Below are 22,023 nucleotides of genomic sequence, written 5' to 3'. Positions count from 1 at the left end.
GTGTTCCAGCAGTTGCGCTGACGGGCGTCGCCGGCGGGGCGCTGTTTGGATTTGGTAAGGAAAATATAGGTGAAGCTGTTGAGAAGCGGCAAGCGGGTCAATCCATGCTTGGCGTGTTAGCTACAGCCAGACCTCATCAATAGCCAGACAATACCCGCAGACGAAGCTTTTGGTCTCGGTGCCTTGTGTTGGCGCAGTTCCGTCAAGCTCGCATCTACCTGGGCCAACTCACGCAGCAACCGTGTCTGTTGCTGCGCCAGCTGTTCGCACTGGGCCTGCAACGCGACAAATCCTGCGTGAGCCACTGTCACAACGCCCATTCGACAAGTGGCAGTCGGCGTTCGGCCCAAGTTAGTCGGGCAGACTGCCGAACAGATGCTACAAACCGCCCGGCTATCTAGCTGAACGCGGCCACAGAGGCGCCAGTCGCTCTCCCGAAGCCAACAACCTCGTCACCGCTGCTGCCTATGAGCTTGTCGCGCAAAAGAGTTGTTCAGACCACCCTACATATCCGTGCCCAGCACATTGCGAATCCCATCCACTACGCTGCTGTCCTTAATCACATCACTCAACCAACTCTCCAAGGGCATATCACCCCATTTTATCGCTCGTTCAATCAGCAAGGGGACCGGACTATGGGGCTCGGTTTGCTTGAAAAACTTCACCACACCTCGAAGCTGGTCAAGTGCTTCGGCACGAGATTGTGGTTCAGTACGAATAGCTGCGACTGTGGGTATAGTGGCTATAGGTTGACTCGGGACAGGTGTAATTGCAGCAGCAGGTTTTATCGGTTTTGGGACCGGAGCTGGCGCTCTCACTATGTTCCCACCCCGCTCTGCCAATAGGCGCTCCGTCAACTGACTGACCCGTACCAGAGTCTCGTCAAGCCGAGTGAGGCGCGGTGCATCCTGCTCGAACAACTCATCAATCGTTGCTTGTAGCCGCCGGCACACGCTTAGGCATTCCTGCACCTCACCGTGACGTGATTGCAGGTAGTCAACAGCCGTCAACGCTACCGCACGCTGGAACAGCTCCCCGTTGATCTTGCCCTCGGCCAGCGACGCTTCCATCGCTTCGGGGCTCTGCCGTCCCTGGTTATCGACTTGAAGTGACTGGTCATACCGGGTCAGACCATAGGGCGGATCCTGGGTCAGGGGAACGTCAGCGACGATGCCCGTGAGGGTGGAGCTCAGCCATGCCAGGCGTTCTGCCCTAGCCTCTAACCCCTCGTCGAGTGAGGGATATAGCCCCGACCAGTATGCTTTAAGGATTGCTTCGCACACGGACAACCCAAAGGCGACTCCCTCAAATTGATAGTGGTGGGCCAAGCCTTCACACAGCCAAGCCACCAGGCGCAGATCTTTGCTCTGCTGGGCCAGCCCCTCACCGCTCAGGCGAACGACTTTTTCCCAATCTGCGTGTTTCAGTTCGGCTTGCCATTCGCCCTGGCTCAGATAGGACGCATCGGCACGCCGTGCTTCCTTGATCTGGTCGAACAACTCGGAAAAGCTCAAATCCTCACCGCTTCCCCCTTGAATGGGTTGGGTCAGGCTGACGATAGAAAGTTCGTGCAACTTTTCAGACATAGTACCTCCGGCTATCCGGCTCACCGCCGATCATTTCCTTGTCGCAAAACGCCCCGCCTCAGTAACGAGGCAGGGCGTCGCCTCTACCCTGTAAAAAGGCAGAGGAAGCACTGCTTAGGCATGAGTCTTGTTCTTGGTACGGTCCCAGCCACCCACGACCTTGCCACCACCTTGACCGTCGCCGCGCTTCTGCTGCACGTATTCGGTCTTGATCCGCGCATAGTTGAACTTGATCTCTTCCTTGGGCAGATCGCTGACGTCAGAAGCGTCGTTACCCGCCTCCATATTCCCCAGGAACTTGACGGAGGACACCACCACTTCTTCCATGGTGATGGTCAGGTAGGTGACCTTGTCACCACCGGCACGGTTGACGTGCAGAACCATCTTTTTGATATGTTGACCCTTACAGCAGGTTTCGAACAACTTGGCCGAGGCTTTGTCGACAAACTTGCGGATCGAAAAATCACTCAGGTTCACACGCTCCGAAGAGGCGCCGCCAGCCGAACTGGCAGTCGCGGAAGTGGCCTGTGTTGCACCGTATTCATAGCCCACCACTTCAATCCACTCAGCGTGTTTGTCGTCGGTGCTTTCACCAGGAATGCCGTCGATTTTCAGGTATGCATCAAATGCCATTGGGTAAAACTCCTTTGTTGGTATAAGGCGGTGTCCATCCATTAGCGGAACACAGCACCTTTGCGGTACGTCCCATTGCCCTAGCAAATGAGACATTCACTGGTGTCACCGAGCAAGCAGCCCCACTCGGTAACCAGTATTTTTCGCGCGCCCCCATACCTTCACGGCTGTGCGCGCACTTCAATCTCCACACGGCGGTTCGGCTCCAGGCAACTGATCAGGTCGTTGCGTGGCAAAGCGGTGTCACAGCGCACCAAAGGTCTGCGACTACCTTCACCGACGGCCGTGACCAGTTCCTGGGGCACACCTTTGCCGACCAAATACGTTTTGATCGTCTCGGCGCGCTGGCGAGAAACCCGCAAGTTGCTGTCGGCGTCACCGATCTGGTCGGCGTGACCGGCAATCACGATCGTGCCGACGTTGGGGGTATTGAGCAGCTTGGCGGCGATCTGGCCCAATTGCAGACGCCCCCCCTCCTTCAAGCTCTGCAGGTCCGCCCTGCCGAATGCAAACAAGGTGTCCGATTCCAGGGTGATGGTTTCAATGGCACGCAGCGACTGCGCCAACAAGCTGTTGATGTAATTGCGCGAACTGGACACCAGGAACGCGTTGTCCATGAGCCGTGGCACATCCGGCTCATTGATCTGCTCGCTGTAGAAAGCAATTTGCCGTCCGGCATACAAGTAGTCAGCTGCTTCGGGCTGAGCAGTTCCCGCATTGGCTTTGATATGACGAGCAATGCTCGGATACCAATAGTCAGGAATCGTCTGTTTGAGCAACAGTGGGTCCGCCTCGCCTTGCCACGACTTGGCGAGCATCTGGTAGGTCTCCAGCGTTGCCTTGCCGAACTTGGCGATGGAAGCCGCCCGGTTGTCCTGGGGCAAAGCACGAGGCTCAACGCTGTCGACGCCGGTCACCGGATGCTTATCCTGGGTGTTGCGCTGATACACCTTGATCGTCGGTAACAACGATAACGAACGAGTCAAGTTGTCTGCAGTCGGTGTCAGCATCACCCGCTCCAGTTCGGCAAAATAATGCTCACGCACCTTTGGCTCGATCATCCAACCTTGATAAAGACCCAGGCGCAGAGACCAGGGCACACCGGTTTGTCGATGTTGGCTGTAGTAGTCGGCGGCGCTCGCGCGCAAACGGTCCAGGCGCTGCCAACCGGCATACGCCCCCGGTGACTCGGCGTCTTGCTGAGCGGTTAGCGCCAAGTCGCCGACAAGACCTTCAATGGCCATTTTGTTCTGCCAGAAAGCCGTGCCCCACGCCCCACAGACGGCCAGCGCCAAGGCCGCGCCGCCCAGACGCCAACCTCGCAGGTGACGATCCTCTCGCCGGTTACGGCTGTACAACGCCACCAGATGTTGATCCGGGATGATGACTTTCTGGAAAAGGCTCTGGATAAACAACGACTGTGGCTGGGCTGCCCCCTTTGTCGGGATCGATTGCGGATCCAGGGCAAATCGCTGGCTGACTTGGCGGATGTGTTCCCCCAACGTCGCGCATTGCGCATCCAATGCACTGGTGAAATAGAACCCGCGCAAAAGCGTTGCACTCTGATACGGGTTGGCTTGCAGCAGTGTGGCGACAAAGCCCCGCAATACTGGCTTGAACGCCATCAGTTCCAAAGGAAAGCGATACACCGTTGGATCGTCGCGCGTGATGCGGATGTCTTGCTGCACCAACTGCTCGCCAGCCACCTGTTGCCAGTGACTGGCCCACACCTCCAGGGCCTGGGCAAAACGCGCTCCCCAGTCCGCTTGCTCAAAGTGAGCGTGGGGAAAGGTCGTGCCCAATACACTTTCCTGGTGCAACGAATGCCTTTGCCGGTAGAACTCGCTAAATCCAGGCAATAGGTCGCACTTGGTGAATACCAGATAGATCGGCAACGTCAGTTCCAGCAGCGCCTGCGCTTCTTGCACCCGCTCACGCAAACGCTTAGCCAGTTGTTCACACTGAAGCGCCGAAGCATTCAGCAAATCCTCCAGGCTTACCGTCACGATCAAACCATTCAGCGGCTGGCGAGGGCGGTATTGGCGCAGTAAGGTCAGAAATCCTCGCCAACGGCCAGCCTCCTCTGGGGTGTCCATGTAACGGCCAGCGGTGTCGAGCAACACCGCTTCAGCGCTGAAGAACCAATCGCAGTTGCGCGTCCCGCCCAAGCCCACAGTACGCATCCCCTCACGCTCAGCGTAAGGAAAATGCAGACCAGACTGCAGCAACATCGAGCTTTTGCCGGAGGCTGGCTGGCCAATCACCAAATACCAGGGCAAGGCATACAGTGCATCCCGTGAGCGCCGTCCACGCGTACCGGCACGCAAGCGGGCGATACTCTGCAACAGGCGCTCACGCAACAAACTGATCTCTTCACGGTCGGCAGGGCTGGCGTTCAGTACCGCCTGATCGGCGTCATCGCGCAGCAGCACTTCCAAATCCTGATACTGCGCTGCCCCGCGATGGAGCAGCAGCACGTACAGCGACGAAGACACCAGAAACCCACCAATGCCCACCATCAAACTGCCCAGCGACGAGAAGCCTAGACGCACGCCAAGCCCCCAGATGAGGAAGAGCATCAGGAAGCAACTGACACCGACTACATAGGGCTGATACTTCAAAAAGTAATACTTGAGCCGGTTCATGCGATCGTCCCCTGCTGGCGCGTCGGGCAAAACGCCACCAACTCTCGCAACGACTGCTCCGCCCTCATGGCAGGGGGTGAAATGCCAGGCTCAGCGTGCAGCAACGAAGGACAGGACACTTCGCCCGTCAGGACGCGGTACGCCGTAGCAACTTGACGCGAAGCGAAACAGAGCAAGCCTGGGTGCATAAAATCATCCACCAGCACACTGACGGCCGGAACCTGTTCATTGCTTTGGACGCTCAGCCATTCACACCAGAAATCGGCCACCGGCCGCATCAAGCCACGCGCGGCCGGGAGTGGAAAATGCGTAACCGGCGGTCGCGCTTTGCAGACGCTCTCACGCAAACCCATCAATCGTGCCGGCAAAGACACGCCATCCAAGTTAACGTAAGAAGGTTGCAAAGCATTGGCGACATCTCGTAGCTCGAAGTCATCCAGAAACTTCACATGTACACGTCGATACAAGGCCACGTCGGCGAGGTCCCACGGGCGCAAGGCTTTCAACTGTTGGAACACCGAAGCGGTGTCCAGCCCCTGCGACGCGTCGATCAATAGCGGTTTGATCTGCGCGGCGAAGACTTCACTCAACGTATGTGCATTGAGCCCCCTGTCGGAGGGACGGACGAGTTGAAAGATAAAAAACGGGTAACGCCGGCCACTGCTGTCATGCGAGCTGACCACCCCGCCCAGCAACCAGACGCCGGTCGTACTGACAAAACTGAAATAGCACAGGGGCAGCTCGTCAAAACGCGACTGCCACTGCACACTCTGATCGAGATCAACCAAGGTGCGCTGCAACCATAGATCGAACTCAGCCACTTCAGGCAATGCCCCATGCAGGCTGACGAAATCCGCGCTGGCGGGGATCTTTCCAAAGCAACCAATCATGTGCCGTCTGCCCGCGCTGCACCGCCCAGAGTACCGAGGGACTTCACGTCACCAAGATCGGTGAGGCGTACGCCACCATAGTTACGCAGCACAAGGCTGACTTCCCCCGCTTGAACCGGCCAGGTAAAACGCTGACGTACCTGGTCCAGTTCGGAAACCTTGGCGCTGTCATTCATCTTCAACAGGCCCCAGCGTCCTGGGTAATCAAATACCGTCTTGCGCTCTCCGGTCAGAGTGACCACATCCAAACGCGCGCCAGGGCTCTGTGGGTTCCCCGGCCAAGTGAACCGGCTCCATTGCGGCTTGCCATTGCGGTAGTGTTGCACCTGACCGTCCAGCGTCAGGATGATATCGGTGAAGCGTTGGGACGGTTCAAGCATCACCTCAAAACCATTGCCGGGATCGGACAGGCTGGCGATCACTTCACCCAGTGCGCTGGCCTTCTCGATGCCCTGCAGCATGCGTGAACTCACCAGTGGGGCGCCGTTGCCGGTCCGGCTCATTCCCAAACCTTCGCCGCCTGCCAAGTTGCCGATCTCGTTGCGCTGAAAAGCCGGCATCAAGCCCGTACCGGGATCAACAAAACGCTGTAGATCCTTGACCGAAGCCTCGTTTTGCGCGGCCGGGTTGATGGGATACCGATGCGCCAGGTTTTGCTGCCAGGGTTTTATGATCTGCTGCGACCATGCCTTGGCAACTTGCTCTCCGGCCGGGGCACGCAGGCTTTCCCAGGTGAACATGATAGGGTCATTGAAGAGGCGCTTCAGTGAACTGGAGAGGCTGTCCTGCGACGTCTCGATACTGCTTTCAACGTAGTTTCGCAGGTTGGTGACCTCCGTCGGCTGGCCGTCAAGGGTTTCGATAATCAGTTGCTTACTGCTTTTACCCAGATCCTGGGAACGCTCAATATTGCTCAAACGCACTTTAAGTTTGCGCAGCGCGGCCAAATACCGGTCCATGACCGTGCGATCCGCACCATCCGGGTTTTCGGCTGAAAACAAACGCGAGACGCTGTCAAACTGGCTGCTCAAAGCACCGTCGGTGAATGGCAAAATGGCCGCCAAGCCGGCAGTAGCAGCCTCGGCAAGCGGCTCATCTTTCGGTCGGTCCCACGAGGTATTTTGATGGAGTGCCATCAGCAGCTGCTTGAGCGGCGAGTTCTGAACATCGCTCAACGGGGCCAAGTGCTGCAGTGCCTGCTCCAGAGTACTGAACTGACGCAGGCCTGTTCCTGCCAGGAACTTCGTCCAGGCTGCCGCATAGTCACGCTTATACAGCGCCATCAGGTCCCGGATAACGTTGACCTTTTGCACCTGTTGATCGACGTCCTGGCCTTCCAGCACCCAGTCGCTGTCATGCTGTATGGAACTTGCGAGCAATTTTAGCAACGCCGGTTGCATGAACTGCTCCCAGCCCTGGCGGGTGTACAGCGCAGGCACGGTTTGCGCGGAAAAGAGCAACTGCCGGCCAGGGCCTGAGACCATCTGGTTCAGGGCCAATGCGGGGAATTGCTGGTCGGACTCCAGCTGCAGCCGGAGGTACTCACGTTCCACCAGAGAGCTGGTGATCATCAAGGACTTGAGGCTATGGCGCGCAGCACTAACCAGGCTGTCATTGCGTGGCATTACCGGCGCGTCATCCTGGCGCACCATCTGGACATAGAGTGCCGTGTTGCCATTCACTGAAGCGGCGCTCAGCCATGGCCCGGCAGGTTCCATCACCTGACGCCATGCCAATGGCAGTGCAACAGACAGGAAGTCAGTATCGGGATGTTGTTGAGGTGAGGTCAGGATTAAATACAATTTCAACGCACTGTAAGCCTCCACTAAAGTGGTCGCTTGCGCTTCATTGAGGCGTCCCACTACCTCCTCAGACAGGGCCAGCCCAGCCCGTGACAGCGCGGCTTGTCGCTCAACATCCACGCTGCTTGCAACAGCCGAGGCTGCTGCACGCGTGCCCTTTTTCGGTACGACAACCTCGTGGGGTTCATGGGTCAAATGTTTGGCCAGCTCATTCAACTCGTGCAACTGCAATTGCAGGTGCCGGCTGATCGGGGCCAAGACCTGCCGCCGCAATTGTTCTCTGTAAGCGGCCTGCAACGGCACCTGTAACGCATCGACCGGATACAGTCCGACGCCGCGAGCCCACGGCACACCGTGCTCGCTCTGCGTATTCAGCCGTTGCACTTGCTCGCGCAGCATCTCCAAGGTCGCCACGGCGTCAGCACCTGACGCCTGGTGAGTATTGAGGTCGTCCCTCAACTCGGTCAGCCACAGCCGGGTCGCATGGAAGGCACTCGCTTCCCAAGCCAGCGCCCCTGCACCTGCCAACAAAGCGCAGGTCAAGAGCACGCGACGCCACGCATGGTTCACGCCCTGACGGGCGTAGTAAAGACCCAGCTCCCGATCAGGAAATAGTATTTTGCGAAACACGTCGGTGATGAAGTAACTTTTTTCACCGGCACGGTTGGCAATCACTTCGCCAGAGGGGGCCAACCCATAGCGTTCGCTCAGTTCATCTTCATGGATCGCCGGCAACGCCTGGCCGTCCTGCAAGGCACTGGTAAAATACAGGCCGCGCAAGAGCAAGGGCGCCTGGCTGGAGTCCGTACAGTCAAACGGCGCCAAGAAATCCGCCAGCACCCCGGACATATCCGCCAGATAGCGAGGAAACTGCAGGCGCTCAATCGCCCCCTCGGCCGATTTCGACACCTGCGCCCCTACATGCTGATTGAGCCGCTGTAACAAGGCACTGAATTTGCCTTCCAGTACCTGACGCATGCCCTGCTTGCGCAATGCACCCGGATCGAAGGTCATGCCCAAGGGCTGCTGCCGCGCCCCAGCATCCAGCCCGTCAAACACCGCGTGGAAACCTGGCAATAGATCTGTCTTGCTGAGCATCAGATAGACCGGTGGGGTCACCCCAAGGCTGGCGCTGTATTGCTGAATACGTGCCACCAGCTGCGCGGACAGAATTCCACGCTCCTCATGACTGGCCGATAGAATTTCCGGCAAACTCACGACCAGCACCAAGCCATTGATCGCCGGTCGCCGACGTTGCCGCCTGAGCAGCTTCAGAAAACAAGTGAACTCATGAGCGGACTGGTCATCACTGAGGTAGCGACCTGCCGTATCGATCATTACGGCTTCGGGGCTGAAGTACCAGTCACAGTGCTGGGTACCGCTCTGCAACCCCGGCATCGATCCCTCGGCCACCCGAGCCGACAAGCCGGCTCGGGTCAGCAACGAGGTTTTACCAGAGGCCGACAAACCGATGACCAAGTACCAAGGCAGATCGGACAACGCAGCCGCACCACCACCGCCCGCCTCGGGCGCGGCCCTCAGTAATTTCACCGCGTGCTGCAACCGTTCCCGCAACACTTGGTGATCGCGAAACTCGCCACCCTGCTGTTCGCGGTCGACCTCAACACTGAGCAGGTGTTCAAGGTTGCGTTCAGTGCGAATTCGCGCGTACTGACGTAATACCACCCACAGCAAGCAGCAGGCACTGAACAGTGCCATGCCAACCCACACGGCCTCCCGCTCCACAGCAGTCCACACCAGCACCACAGTGCACAAGGCTATTCCAGACAGCCACACCAGCAACCAGAGAAACCAGAAATTTTTGATAACGCGCAATAGTGTCTTCATTACATCCTGACCTGAAGTGTCGACTGAGGCTTAAACGCCGAACAGGCGGCTGAGTTGTTCGGAAAGCACGGCCACGTCACGCTCAAGCAACCAACGCAACACCCAGAACACGATGCCGCAGCCTGCCGCCAACAGCGCCATGTACAGCCAAATCGGGACTTCATAGCGCAGCAAGTGCGAGACCTGGTCAGGCAGCGTCCAATCCGGCGACAGTGCCTGCGGCACCTGTTGCCCCCTGGCCAAATCCTGGCCCAGGCTGTTGGCGATGTACGCCAGTTGCTCCTTCTGCTCCAGGCTGAACTTGCCCTCAAACCCCAGCGCCAGGCACAAGTGGTAAACCTCCAGGACATCGCGGTTTGCCTTCACGTCCACGCGCAACTGCGTCAGCTTGTCGAACAGGCCTTCGCCTGCCAGGTGCACGCCGAAATATTGGAACTGCAAGGTGTGTACTTCGAAGTGTGAGCGCAGCGGACTGTCGCCTGCCCGCAACACGCTCTCGTCGAGAAAGGCACAGAGCGCGTATTGCGTGTCCTTGACCTGCTCGACGCTGTAGCCGGCGGCACGCGCGCCCTGTTCCAGGCCCTGAAAGAACTCATCCACGCTGCGCACGAACTGCGTCACGTCTTGCACCTGACTTACGCGACGGATCAACAGGGCCATGGATAGAAAATCGCGCACGAGATCCTTCATCAACGTTTTTTCTCCGGGCGCGGAAACCACGCCCAACGTCTGTGCAAAAGTCATTTGGGCACCGCCATCAGTTCGAGCTTGAGATCTTTAAAGGCGTTGGGAACGTAGAAGCAGATGGCCTGAGCAGCCATCATCCTTTCGTAGACCTTCCCCTGGGGTTCGATTGCGAAGTAGTGGTTACCCAGGCGCAGCGCAATGGCACTGGGCAGCCTCGAAACAGCATTGAGCACGACACCGGGCATCGCAGCATTGACCACCACTTCAATTTCATCAGGCGCGCCCACCTTGAAGGCCCTCGGCACCAGTTCCAGCAACTTCGCGCCGGGCATATCGGCTTGCACTGCAATATAAAAGTCCGCGTCCGCTAAACGAGGGTCGCGCAAACGCCCTGTATAGAAGGAAGGCTTGTTCTGTTCGAGGTCGATGACAATGCATTGGCTGGGCACCACGTTGTCCAGCAGATCACGGATCAAAGCATCCAGTTTCAGTAAGGCTGTCGCCGGATCTTGATGATCGTATGCAGGAATATCAGCCAGCTCGCCTCGCAAGGAAAAGGTCAGCAAACTCCCCGTCAACTCAGCCAAGCATCGATACAACTGTTCCGGGTGCATGCCGGGGTGCTGGAGCAGATGAGCCAACTCCGCGTAGGCTCGGTTCACCGTATTCAATAACCAGAACAGGGTCACGTCACTGCTGCCAAATTCGACAACCTGATCGCCACGCTCACGCCGGCGCGCGCCCAGCAACTGGCTTTTGCCCTGTAGCGCCGCCAGGAGACGTTTGCCCACCACCAATGGTGTGGGGTGGGCACCGAGATGCAAAGCGGGTGGCACGAACTGCTCGTCGCATCGAAACCCACCCGTAGCGTCCCGGACCAAACGCAGCAATGGACAAGCGGTGTACCCATCCAGGTCATCGCCCTCGATAAGCAGCACCGGGTTTAAACTCAGGCGAGTGATCTCGCTCTCCAAATCACCTTCATTCAGGTCGGGGAGCGCATCGAAGCGTTTGCAAAAACGTTTCGGGATGTGGGTAGCCTGCGTGTCATCCTGGTAATTGGCTCCTGTAGGCTGCGACAACCTCAAGACCACGAAAACCTTGAGGTGCGCCTCCTTGAATAGCTCATTCAGGTTTCGAGCGGGTGGCAGGAGATCGTGCTGAGGAGCATCGAATGCGGTGCCGTCAGGGAACACCAGCTTGAGCCGCGTCAGTTGTAACCGGCCTTGCGCCAGTGCATCACTGTCCAACTCCAAGGCTTGCACGCCCCAAAAGAAGGGTGTGCCGCGCATGGTTGCCTGAGCTTGTTGATATTGGTGAAAAGCGTCCTGGTACTGAAAGTGCTGAGGCAGCATGAACATGCCCTCGTACCACATCACGCGATTGTGCTGACTCATAGCACTACCTCGGCCGATGACGGCGAAGGGGTTTCCTCGACATCAAGGGCCACTTCGGTGTTATCCGTTTCGGGATCACTCCAGCGCGCAACTCCGTCCAGCACATCGACCCCACTGGCAGCCACCACACGTGAGCCCTCAAGCAATACACGTACACCATCCGGGGAAAACCACAGGCCGTCCTTGCGCAAGGAGTCCGCCGCGAAAGCGATCTTCCAGGGCTGCTCAGAGGTGTCATGAAAAAAGGCCGCAACCCCGACAAAGCGGGTGGCATCGCCCAACGGCCAGTCCTCGATATGGCCAATGCCGGGCAACACTGTCAGCTCACGGGTGTCCAATACGGTGGCGCCCATTGTTTGCTGCGGGACCGCCCATAAGGCATCAGCACTCGCGGCCACGAATGGCTCCAAGCGAGACAACTGATACACCCGCACCACCACGGAGAGCGGTTGTCCATCGGTCACCGTATTCAGTTGATTGCCGCCATCAATCGTCATGCGCAGGCGATCAGGGCTACTGAACATCATGTCGTTCACCCACGAGTCATCCATTTTTCGTCCCGCCCGATCAGTCACTCCGCACGCACTCAGGCCAAGCGCAAGCAGCACCAAGATTGCTATCCGGTACATAAATGTCCTCAAAATTTCCATGTTCAGGGGTGCAGCAGGCCATCCTGCGCAGCCGCTACTAACTAAGGTTCACCACAAACCCGCCATCCTTACCCACGTCGACCTCCGCACGTTGAATGGACAGATGTTGGGCCATTCGCTCCAGCACACAGCTCGCCAGTTCGGGCATCAAGGCGCCGGACAAGATGTTGTCGATGTTGCGGGCACCGCTATCCACCTCTGTACAGCGCGATGCCAGCGTCGTCGGCACAGCCTCAGTGATGTGCAAAGGCACGTGGTAGTGACGCTCGAAACGGTGCTGGATGCGCGCCAACTTGAGCTCGACGATGCGTTCAAGAATGGCGTCCTGCACCGGGTAGAACGGCACCACCTGCAAGCGGCCCAGGAAGGCGGGCTTGAAGGCCTGATGCAACGCCGGTCGCAGTTCTTCGATGAGCTGCTCAGGGCTGGGTAACGCGTCGACCTGATGGCAGGTACGCAGAATGTGATCAGTGCCGACATTGGAGGTAAGCAAAATCAGGGTATTGCGGAAGTTGATGGATCGCCCTTCGGCATCGTCCAACATCCCCTTGTCAAACACCTGGAAAAACAGCTCCAACACATCGGGGTGAGCCTTCTCCACCTCGTCGAGCAGCACCACGCTGAATGGTTTGCGCCGCACTGCTTCGGTCAGCACGCCGCCTTCGCCATAGCCGACGTACCCTGGCGGCGAGCCTTTGAGTGTGGCAACGCTGTGGGCTTCCTGGTATTCGGACATGTTGATAGTGATCAGATTGCGCTCGCCGCCATACAAGGTATCCGCCAGCGCCAGAGCGGTTTCGGTCTTGCCCACCCCGCTGGGACCGAGCAACAGAAAAACACCGATCGGTTTGTCGGGATCTTCCATATGCGCCCGAGACACCTTGATACGCTGGCTGATTGCTTCCAGCGCGTGGTCTTGCCCCAACACCCGCTCGGCGAGAAGCTGGGGAAGCTGTTGCACCGTATCGATCTCATCGCGCACCATCGTGCCCAGTGGAACCCCAGTCCAGGCGGCAATCACCTCGCTGACGGCAGCACCATCCACCTGAGCATGGACCAAGGGGTTGTCACGCTGGACCTCAGCCAACTGCCCCTTCAAGCGCATCAAGGCATCGGTACTGCTCTCGGTTCCCTCGCGCAGTTGCGCGTTCAGTTGATTCACTTCGTCAACCAGAGCCCGTTCGCGCTGCCACTGCCCCGACAACACATCAAAGTGTTGTTGCACGCCCGCCAACGCCTGCTCCAGCTCGTCAAGCCGGCGCTGGTGCGGCGCCCCGGTGCGGGCCTCCTGCTCCAACAACTCACGCTCGCTGGTGATCTGCTCAATCTGAATCACGCAATCTTCCAGTGCTGCAGGCGTGGTGGACTGCGCCAGCGCCACGCGCGCGCAGGCCGTATCCAGCACGCTCACGGCCTTGTCTGGCAACTGCCGACCGCTGATATAACGGCTCGATAGACGCACGGCCTGTATCAGTGCCTCATCCAGTATCGCTACGCCGTGGTGCGCCTGCATTTTTTCAACAAGCCCCCGCAGCATGACCACCGCCTGCGCCTCGTCCGGCTCTTCGACTTTTACCACCTGGAAGCGACGAGCCAACGCCGCGTCTTTCTCAAAGTACTTCTTGTATTCCGCCCAGGTAGTCGCGGCGATTGTGCGCAACTCCCCCCTCGCCAACGCGGGCTTGAGCAAATTCGCGGCATCGTTCTGTCCAGCCTGGCCGCCGGAGCCAATCAAGGTATGGGCTTCATCGATAAATAGAATGATCGGATGCAGGCTGCGCTTGGTTTCCTCTATCACAGCTTTCAACCGTTGCTCGAACTCGCCCTTCACGCCGGCACCCGCCTGCAACAGCCCTAAATCGAGCGTGTGAATGGCAACCTCGCGCAACACCGTCGGCACCTCGCCCTGTACAACGCGCAGGGCCAACCCTTCCACAACGGCGGTTTTGCCCACACCCGCCTCCCCCGTGAGGATGGGGTTGTTCTGCCGGCGACGGGTCAGGATGTCGATCATCTGGCGCACTTCCACATCTCGCCCCAACACCGGATCAATACGCCCTTCCCGAGCACTTTGGGTCAAATTCACCGTGTACTGATCCAACGCCGGCGTTTTGCCCGATCCGGCCGTCACCGGCGAGGTCGATTGATCCAGGGCAACGGCTTCCGCTGTACCCTCTACCAACTGGACAAGCCGGTTGCGCAAATCATCGGGATGAACCTTCTCCAACTCCGCTGCCGAAGCCAGCACCCAGCGCCGAAGCTCCTGATCGTCAAGCAAGGCAAGCAGCAGGTGGCCGCTGCGCACGCGCTCCTGACTGTATTCAATAGATGCCACCACCCACGCCCGTTCAATCCAGCGGGCAATCTGTGGCGACAGTGCTGGCGTGCGAGTGTTGCCAACCTTGAAACCTGTCAGGGCTGTGCGCAATTGAGCCTGCAGGCGTTCTGTCACGATCTCGTAGTGATGAAGGATAGGCCGCATGTCACAATCATCGATCGCCAGCAGTTGCAGCAGGACATGCTCAACCTCCACGTCGTAGTGGCGCTCGTTCAAGCACAATGCAGCAGCATCCTCGGTCGCACGGCGGCTGAGGTCATTCAGTTTGGCAAACAGAGTTTTCAGGTTCACAGCAGCGTGCCCTCATAAGGAATACGGAAAATCGCACAACGATCAGGGCTGGCTTCACGTGCAGGAGGTTTCAACCAACCCAGCCAGCCCAGTGCCAGCCCACCGTTTCGACTCAAGCGCGCCTCGGGTACCGCGTCGGCACGCAAGATGGGGGCAATCTCAACATCCAGGAATGCGCCGATATAGAAGCGCGTCAGTTCCAGCAGCTTGCGATAGTCGTCGGTGCCCGGCTGAAAGCGCCGATAGTCATCCAGGCTGAGCGGCCCCAACTCAATACGAAGGCACGATTGGTAGTCCCAGACTCGCCGGCCAGCCACCGACCCGCGCCCCAACACCGCATTACGTCGCCCCAATTGGCAGCGTTGCGCGGACGGAAGCGGCAGCCAGCGACCGACAAAGCTCTTCACAACACAAGGCACGGCGAAGTAGTAAGCCAGCATCAATTCCAGGTTCTGCGGCGTACGCCGCTGCTGCGCCAGCAGGCCGGAAAAGTAGCTGAATACATCCCGAGGCAACGCCGAACCACCCTTCTCAATCTGTCGTTGCTGCACTTTCGTGCCGAGCCCCAACAACGTGTGCAGGTAACGATCAAAGTCCGAACGCCCCTTGCGCTCATGCTCAATATGGAACTTGTACTTCTGCCAAGCCTGATAAAACAGCGCCGTCATCCGGTGGGAAAACAGATCCAGAAAGGCGTGCCCGGCGTCATCGCGGTTTTGCATGTGGCGGGCCATCAGCATTTCGGTATAGGGCCGAGGTAGCACGCCGGAAGGCCCCACCAACCCCATGAACGTGACCTGCACCTCGGACAAGGGCAAGCCCGATAGCGACATATGCTCAGCCCGCTCAAAGCGCAGGTCACTGACATCGCTGGCAGGAAAGTTCAGCGACAGCAGCGAACGAAACCGCAGCGGATCATCGTGGGGACGCGCTTCAGGATCAGTACGCCCCGTCTTGCTGTAGTGCAGCCGCAGCAAACGCACCAGTTGAAAGAACTCAAACCGGTACGGCTGTGACCGCGCCTGATCAATCAGACCAGGGCTTGAGCGCCGGTTCTTGGTGGCCATTGCACGATTCTCTTTTCTCGCTGCCGAGACTGCAGGGTGAGTTGGGTAAAACTGTTGAGCGAGCAATACAGCCCGAAGAAGTGGTCCAGCACCTGGCCGAACAGGAACACGCCACCGCCGATGTACTGGCTTTCGTCCAGCTCCAGCGTCAGCCCCACGCCACGAACAACGCTAGGCCGAGGGTTCCCGACCAGTGCCACCGTTGGCGCACTGCGCAACGAAACAATGCCATTGATCTGCTTTCGCACTGCAGAGGCTTCCCGGTAGTTGTAAAGACTGAGCAGCTCCAACAACACCTCGCGCCCGTCATGGGCCAACGACAAATGGTTGAGCGACAGGTGCGACACCAGGCGCCACAGCAACCCTTTGCCCTGCGGCAAGCGAACAGAGGGTGTGGGTTTGCGCAGGCAGCGGACTCGCTGTACCACCGAGTCGCCCTCCAGGAAAAAATCACTGCCAGTGCCGCCATAGGGCAACAACCTCGGTAAGTCGCGGTTACTGCAGGTCAACGTCAAGCTGAGGGTGTCGTCGGTGCTGTCAACCAACTCCAACTCTCGATCGACCAGGCGAATCGCCAAATCGGTACCGGTTTTCTGCCCATGGGCCACCGAGCGACGCCGGGCGATCCAATAGCTACCATCGTCGGAGACCGAGTCGCGCGGCTCGAAAAAGGGTCGGCACGGCTCGACCTGTTGCTGACGACCGACTTCCTTGATCCGCACGACACGGTCAATCGCCACGACTTCGGCAAAGCGATGCTGACGACCATCCGGGACCACCGGGTACTCATGCTGGGTATGCGTCAGCTTGATCGGCTTAGCCTGGTGGCGGAACAAATTGACCACGGGCGTGCAGTTGAGCTTGAAGTGACTCGCATTGAGGTTCTGCGCCAACCTTGTCAGCCGCTCGGGCACATCGTATTCGGCGAAGTACAGGTTGACCTCCACCTCCTGCAAGGCTTTGCCCGCCAGCGCACGGCCCAGACCTTCGAGGTCGAAGAACATGAATTTGTCGGGAAAAGTGAAATATTCATGCAACAGCCGGTAACCCAGGAAAGAACGCTCGGAATAGTCGATCAAGCCTTCTTCGGCGCAGTAGCCGACCGCCTTCACTGCACCCGGCGGCAATGCGACTTCCCGGCGCTGACCCGCTTCGGTGAACACCAACGCCGCCCTGGCCACGTTATTGAACAGCAGCTCGTACAGATGAAGCGTCAACGTGCTTTCGCCATCAATGAAAAACCGCAACGGCTGCAGCGCCAGATCACCAAAGCAAACCTCAATGGTCGTGCGCAGACCGATTCGCAAACACGCCTGATGCTCCGTCGTACGGCTGGTGAACGCCGAACGCTCAAGCTCCATAAACGCCACATCGGCCACCCTGATAGGCCAGAGCGTCACGGGGTAACAGGTACGAAACAAACAGGAAATGCCGTCCACTTCCTGCGATTTCAATTCGCTATGACGCTCGATGCAGTAGCCATCAGTTACCGCACTGCTGTCACCGGCAGAGAATTCCACAATCGACAACGAAGGGGTTGGCCGCAGGTAGTGCGGGTACATCACGTCCAGGAAGGCTTCGACGATCTCAGGGAAATCGTCATCCAGTTTCTTGTGCACTCGCGCCGCAAGAAACGAGAACGCTTCTATCAGGCGTTCCGCATGGGGGTCTTCACACTGGTCGCCGTCCATCAACAACCGTGAAGCAATTTTCGGGTACTGTCGCGCAAACTCCTGCCCCAACGTGCGCAGGTGTGACAGTTCCTTTTCGTAATAGGGCAACAGATCGCTATGCATCAGTTCAAGTTCTGCACGGTGTAGGCTTGAGTGTTGACCTGCAACACAGCGTCGAACGACACCTGACGTGTCGTCTCAGGCAGACGCAACAGCGCATCCACCCGGAACGTCAGTTGTCGCTGCTGCGGCAGTGAGTCCAGTAGCTGGACACGAACGTGGCGGAAGCGACGATCACCGCTCTCGATGGCCTGTTTGAGTTGCAGCCTAATCTGCGTGCGGTCCTCGGGATTGAGCAGGCCCTTACTCGTAAAATCAGGCAACCCGTACTCCAACAATGAGCCGCGCAGTTGAGGGAATGCATCCAACGACCGCGCATCAATGTGTTGCCGAGTGTTCACAAGGGTTTCCAGATCGCGCACCAAACTGGCCGTATAGTCGGCCAGCGAATAGAGGCGTTGCGCGCTACCTTCCACCGTCTGATGCGGAGCTTCGTCACTCAACCGATCAAACAAGGTCGGCAAAAATCTGGCGGGCGTGTTCATAGGGCCATCCTGGCACGGGTACGGATCAACTACGGGTGGATTTCGGCAACTCAGCGACCAGGCGCAATGACGCCGTCAGCTCATCCAGTTGGTAATGGGGGCGCAGGTAGCTCACCGACTTGTAGACACCGGGTTTGCCTGGCACTTCAAAGACCTCGACCCGAGCTTCGCGCAACGGGTTCTTGGCTTTGGCTTCCTGACTGGCGGTGTCATCCAACAACACATAGCTGGAAAGCCAATTGTTGAGGTACGACTCCACGTCCTGGCGGGAGGCGAAACTCCCCACCTTGTCGCGCATGATTGCCTTCATGTAGTGGGCGATCCGCGAGGTGGCAAAGATGTACTGCAGCTGCGCCGAGAGCCTGGCGTTGGCATTGGCGACATCGGTGTTGTACTGCTTCTGCTTTTGCATCGACTGCGTGGCGAAAAACGCCGCGTGGTCGGTGTCTTTACGATGCACCAATGGCACGAACCCCAGGTCCGACAACTCCTTCTCACGCCGATCAGTGATGGCGATCTCCGTGGGGCACTTAAGGGCCACTTCGCCGTCATCGGTCATGAAGGTATGGCTGGGCAAGCCCTCCACCAAACCACCACCCTCCACCCCACGAATGGCTACGCACCAGCCGTAACGCGAGAAGGCCTGGGTAACCTGAGTCGTCAGTGCATAGGCCGCGTTGACCCATAAGTACTTACTGTGGTCGCGGCCATCCACATCTTCCTTGAAGAGGAATGCTTCCACCGGCGCTGTATCCGGCCCATAGGGCAGACGCCCCAATACATGCGGCAACGCCAATGCGGCATAACGTGAATCTTCACTGTTACGAAAGGATTTCAGCTTGGTGTATTCGACCGTATCGAAGATCTTGGCCAAGTCCCGAGGCCCTGCCATGTCGGTGAACGAATCCCAACCAAACATCTCGGGCGAGGCCGCGGAAATGAACGGCGCATGGGCAGCCGCGGCCACATGGGAGATCTCCTCCAGCAGGTACATGTCCTCTGGGCTGCGAGAGAACTTGTAATCCCCCATCAGCATGCCAAAAGGAGCGCCGCCAAAGGTGCCGTATTCCTCCTCGTATACCTTCTTGAAAAGCGCGCTCTGATCAAACTCAGAAGCCGCTTTCAGGTCGCGCACCAGGTCTTTCTTCGAGGCATTGAGCAACTTGATCTTCAGCGTCGTGCTGGTTTCGGTGTTGTCGACCAGGTATTTCAAGCCGCGCCAGGACGCTTCCAACTGCTGAAACTCGTCAGCGTGCATGATCTCGTTCAGTTGCTCGGACAACAACGCGTCGATATCGGCGATACGCGCATCGAGCACCGCCATCAAGTCCTTGCTCGGCGTAACCGCCCCCTCAAGCACCTGCCCGACCAGCTCACCAATGAGGTCACGCGTACGTGTGCGCTCCGTCTCGGAGCGGGCCACACGGCTTTCAGAAATGATGCTATCCAGCAGAGAGATCTGTGGAGCAGCCGCTTCCAGCTGTTCAGTCGAGGTCTGTGGATTGAGTGAAGAGTTAGCGGTCATGATCGACTCCCTGAGGAGTGCTGGAAGACGCTTGGCCTTGACGGCCAAACTCTTGGCTGAGTGCCCGAAGCTTTTCAGGGTCTTGAATAACCTCCTGCAGCATCTCTTCCAACCGGTCGTTGCCACCCATCTTGTTGCGCAAGTCCGCCAGCTTGCTGCGCAACTCCAAGAGTTTTCTCAGTGGTTCCACCTGCTTGACCACATTCTGGGGCTCAAAGTCATCCATGGCATTGAAGTTGAGCTCAACGCCCAATTGCGTGTCATTTTTGGCCAAGGTGTTATCGACGCGATAGCTCAGCCGAGGCTTGATGCCCTTGAGCACGCCATTGAAGTTATCGCGATCAATGAGGACGAACTTACGATCCTTCAGGCGCGGCAGTGGCTCCAGCGGGTGCCCAGAGAAGTCACCCATCGCACCGACCACGAACGGCAACTCCTTCTGTTCAATGGCGTCTCCAACTTCAACGTCATAGGTGATTTGCACACGCGGCGCACGAATACGGTCGAGCTTGTGCTGGGTACTTTCCATCTTTGTCATCTAGCGAACTCCTTAATCGTGTTTCATCCGTTGTTGCCCTACACACCGTAGCGGGAAAATTCCCTACGGAAATGAGATGTTGACCAAGGCTTAAGCACACAACTTTTGTAAACCATTCGAGACTGAACTAATGCGGCCATAGCTTTTCAAAGGGACTCATCAAACGCCGCACACCATAACTGCCGAAATCGGTACGAACAATCAGACCCATTACAGTTTCAAGTAGCCTATTTCGGCTTGAATAGAAGGACTATTCCTACAAAAAATAAATTTGTGATATTTGTCGAAGAACAGCTTACAAAACATTTCGATCACTCCATTCCCGCCCGTGCACTCAGCTCTACACGCCAACAGCTCTAGTTCGCGGGATTAGGACAAAATCTCACAACGAACAGTACCGTTTTATAACGCAGATTTTTTACAGATTTCAGCACAGACAGTTCGTCGCGTTACAATTTCCTGGCTTGACAAGCGTTTTCCAAGAAGGTCTCCTTCGCGACTTTAAATGCGACTGAATACCTGCATGAGCATCATGAATGCTGATGACTGAATCACTCGCGGCATGGCGCTTACAGGAACTTATGGATGAGCAATAGACTGTATCCCTGCTCGGTGAATGACCCGCTGGGTGAGGGCACGCATAGTGGGTTACTTGGGCTTGGCACACTGCCTTGGCCGAGCGTAATCGCAGAGCGCCATTTTCCTACAAGCATGTCGATTAGTGGCTTTTACGCGACTGATGAACTGAGCGCGGCACACTTCATGGTGGCAACGCTTAGCGATCCGGATAACGGGCTGGATGCTCAGGAGCACGAGCAGATGGCGTTGCACCTGAGTTATCTACTTTCAAAAGTAAAAGTTGCAGGATATGTCACGGCGCGTGAAGTCAAGGAGCTACATCAGAAGGCGCAGTCGATTCCGGTGATTGGACCGGCGCTCTTCTCTCTATCCAGTTTACCTAGCACTACAGCTGCACTCGCAGGTCTTATACATGCGCCTTTCAAGGCTGGACGACTAGTGGACATGCTAGATCTGTCACCCGAGCTCAAACGGCAGCTGGTTAATTGGGCAAATACCCGTGGAAAACCAGGAAGCGTTTCAGCCAAACGAGCCTTTAAACAACGAATCAAGCTAGTGCGAATTCAAGGACAACTGCATTTCGAGGTGCCAGCCAATGCACGTGCTCAGTTTTATACAATCGGTGGAAAAACCGCATCAAATGCTATCAAACTTCCAATTTACCAAGCTGCCGAAGCTCTTCGCAGGAGGGTTCCAATCACTTCCCATGCATACAGCTCTCGAGGAGTTGGCCGCATACTCACTGGCACAACAGCCGGATCTATTCTAACTATTGGACCACAAGCCATTATAGATGGAGCTTCAGCAAACGACTTTAACCACTTCCTGAACAAAAGTGCTTATAACCAGCCTACGAATGTAGGAATTGTAATTTTAAGTACGTTTGTTGGAGTAATGGGACTATCTGCGGTGACTGCTATCGCTATCGTCATAGCTGGCGGCATCATCATTCACATCCTAATGAATGCGGGAGAATATAACGCTAACGAGCGGATAGGTGATGCATTAACAGGAGCGACACGATGATCCGCACTGACAAGCAATACTTCCTACACAACCTCCATAGCGTCCTCTTCGCATACTGCGCACTTGGAATAATAATTTTAATATTATCACCCTCAGAACTTCGCCTGCCAGGCGCAGTATTAATTGGACTGCTATTAATCAAACACCTCCACTGCGCTTACATCACCGAAAGTTTCACAAAATGCATGTCATTTCTTCTAAGCCTGGTACTCATTTTCTTTTTCGCATTCTCATACATCATCA

General features: G+C 57.2%; 15 protein-coding genes. 1 reads left to right on the top strand and 14 read right to left on the bottom strand.

Annotated features, from left to right (window positions below; translation table 11 throughout):
* Positions 1 to 503 precede the first annotated feature (503 nt).
* The 14 genes from tssA to tssB form a co-directional block, all read right to left on the bottom strand.
* A complete protein-coding gene (tssA, locus tag Q1V60_RS09490) occupies positions 504 to 1,586 on the bottom strand; it encodes a type VI secretion system protein TssA (RefSeq protein WP_300629601.1) in 1,083 nt (360 codons plus the stop codon).
* A gap of 114 nt (positions 1,587 to 1,700) precedes the next feature.
* Complete coding sequence (locus tag Q1V60_RS09485) at positions 1,701 to 2,219, bottom strand: type VI secretion system tube protein Hcp (protein ID WP_300629600.1); 519 nt, start codon at positions 2,217 to 2,219, stop codon at positions 1,701 to 1,703.
* 161 nt (positions 2,220 to 2,380) lie between these two features.
* The gene (gene tssM / locus Q1V60_RS09480) at positions 2,381 to 4,864 is read right to left on the bottom strand and encodes a type VI secretion system membrane subunit TssM (protein ID WP_300629599.1); all 2,484 of its coding nucleotides are present in this window, start codon (positions 4,862 to 4,864) and stop codon (positions 2,381 to 2,383) included.
* Entirely contained in the window at positions 4,861 to 5,754 is an 894-nt protein-coding gene (tagF, locus tag Q1V60_RS09475; RefSeq protein WP_300629597.1) for a type VI secretion system-associated protein TagF, read from the bottom strand. Before tagF ends, tssM begins: the two co-directional genes overlap by 4 nt.
* On the bottom strand, positions 5,751 to 9,404 hold the full coding sequence (locus Q1V60_RS09470; RefSeq protein WP_300629595.1) for a type VI secretion protein IcmF/TssM N-terminal domain-containing protein: 3,654 nt from the start codon (positions 9,402 to 9,404) through the stop codon (positions 5,751 to 5,753). Before Q1V60_RS09470 ends, tagF begins: the two co-directional genes overlap by 4 nt.
* A 30-nt stretch (positions 9,405 to 9,434) precedes the next feature.
* Complete coding sequence (locus Q1V60_RS09465) at positions 9,435 to 10,148, bottom strand: DotU family type IV/VI secretion system protein (protein WP_300629593.1); 714 nt, start codon at positions 10,146 to 10,148, stop codon at positions 9,435 to 9,437.
* The gene (gene tssK, locus Q1V60_RS09460; protein ID WP_300629591.1) at positions 10,145 to 11,488 is read right to left on the bottom strand and encodes a type VI secretion system baseplate subunit TssK; all 1,344 of its coding nucleotides are present in this window, start codon (positions 11,486 to 11,488) and stop codon (positions 10,145 to 10,147) included. The genes Q1V60_RS09465 and tssK overlap by 4 nt, the downstream gene beginning before the upstream one ends.
* Entirely contained in the window at positions 11,485 to 12,117 is a 633-nt protein-coding gene (gene tssJ / locus Q1V60_RS09455; RefSeq protein ID WP_300629589.1) for a type VI secretion system lipoprotein TssJ, read from the bottom strand. Before tssJ ends, tssK begins: the two co-directional genes overlap by 4 nt.
* A gap of 58 nt (positions 12,118 to 12,175) precedes the next feature.
* Positions 12,176 to 14,767 (bottom strand): type VI secretion system ATPase TssH, encoded by a 2,592-nt coding sequence (gene tssH / locus Q1V60_RS09450; RefSeq protein ID WP_300629587.1) that lies wholly within the window; start codon positions 14,765 to 14,767, stop codon positions 12,176 to 12,178.
* Positions 14,764 to 15,834 carry a type VI secretion system baseplate subunit TssG gene (tssG, locus tag Q1V60_RS09445; RefSeq protein ID WP_300629586.1) on the bottom strand — a complete coding sequence of 357 codons (1,071 nt, stop codon included), beginning with the start codon at positions 15,832 to 15,834 and terminating at the stop codon, positions 14,764 to 14,766. Before tssG ends, tssH begins: the two co-directional genes overlap by 4 nt.
* Positions 15,798 to 17,630 carry a type VI secretion system baseplate subunit TssF gene (tssF, locus tag Q1V60_RS09440; RefSeq protein ID WP_300629584.1) on the bottom strand — a complete coding sequence of 611 codons (1,833 nt, stop codon included), beginning with the start codon at positions 17,628 to 17,630 and terminating at the stop codon, positions 15,798 to 15,800. Before tssF ends, tssG begins: the two co-directional genes overlap by 37 nt.
* Positions 17,630 to 18,112: a type VI secretion system baseplate subunit TssE gene (gene tssE, locus Q1V60_RS09435; protein WP_300629582.1), complete on the bottom strand. Its 483-nt coding sequence runs from the start codon at positions 18,110 to 18,112 to the stop codon at positions 17,630 to 17,632. The genes tssF and tssE overlap by 1 nt, the downstream gene beginning before the upstream one ends.
* Before the next feature lie 25 nt (positions 18,113 to 18,137).
* The gene (tssC, locus tag Q1V60_RS09430) at positions 18,138 to 19,637 is read right to left on the bottom strand and encodes a type VI secretion system contractile sheath large subunit (protein ID WP_300629580.1); all 1,500 of its coding nucleotides are present in this window, start codon (positions 19,635 to 19,637) and stop codon (positions 18,138 to 18,140) included.
* Positions 19,627 to 20,175: a type VI secretion system contractile sheath small subunit gene (gene tssB / locus Q1V60_RS09425; protein WP_300629578.1), complete on the bottom strand. Its 549-nt coding sequence runs from the start codon at positions 20,173 to 20,175 to the stop codon at positions 19,627 to 19,629. Before tssB ends, tssC begins: the two co-directional genes overlap by 11 nt.
* A 585-nt stretch (positions 20,176 to 20,760) precedes the next feature.
* Here tssB and Q1V60_RS09420 point away from each other — a divergent pair.
* Positions 20,761 to 21,780 (top strand): hypothetical protein, encoded by a 1,020-nt coding sequence (locus Q1V60_RS09420; protein WP_300629577.1) that lies wholly within the window; start codon positions 20,761 to 20,763, stop codon positions 21,778 to 21,780.
* Positions 21,781 to 22,023: the final 243 nt, after the last annotated feature.

Origin of the sequence: Pseudomonas sp., assembly GCF_030147005.1 — a bacterium.
GTDB lineage: Bacteria > Pseudomonadota > Gammaproteobacteria > Pseudomonadales > Pseudomonadaceae > Aquipseudomonas.
Note: the sequence above shows the minus strand (reverse complement) of the source record. Positions and strands in the feature narration are given on the sequence as shown.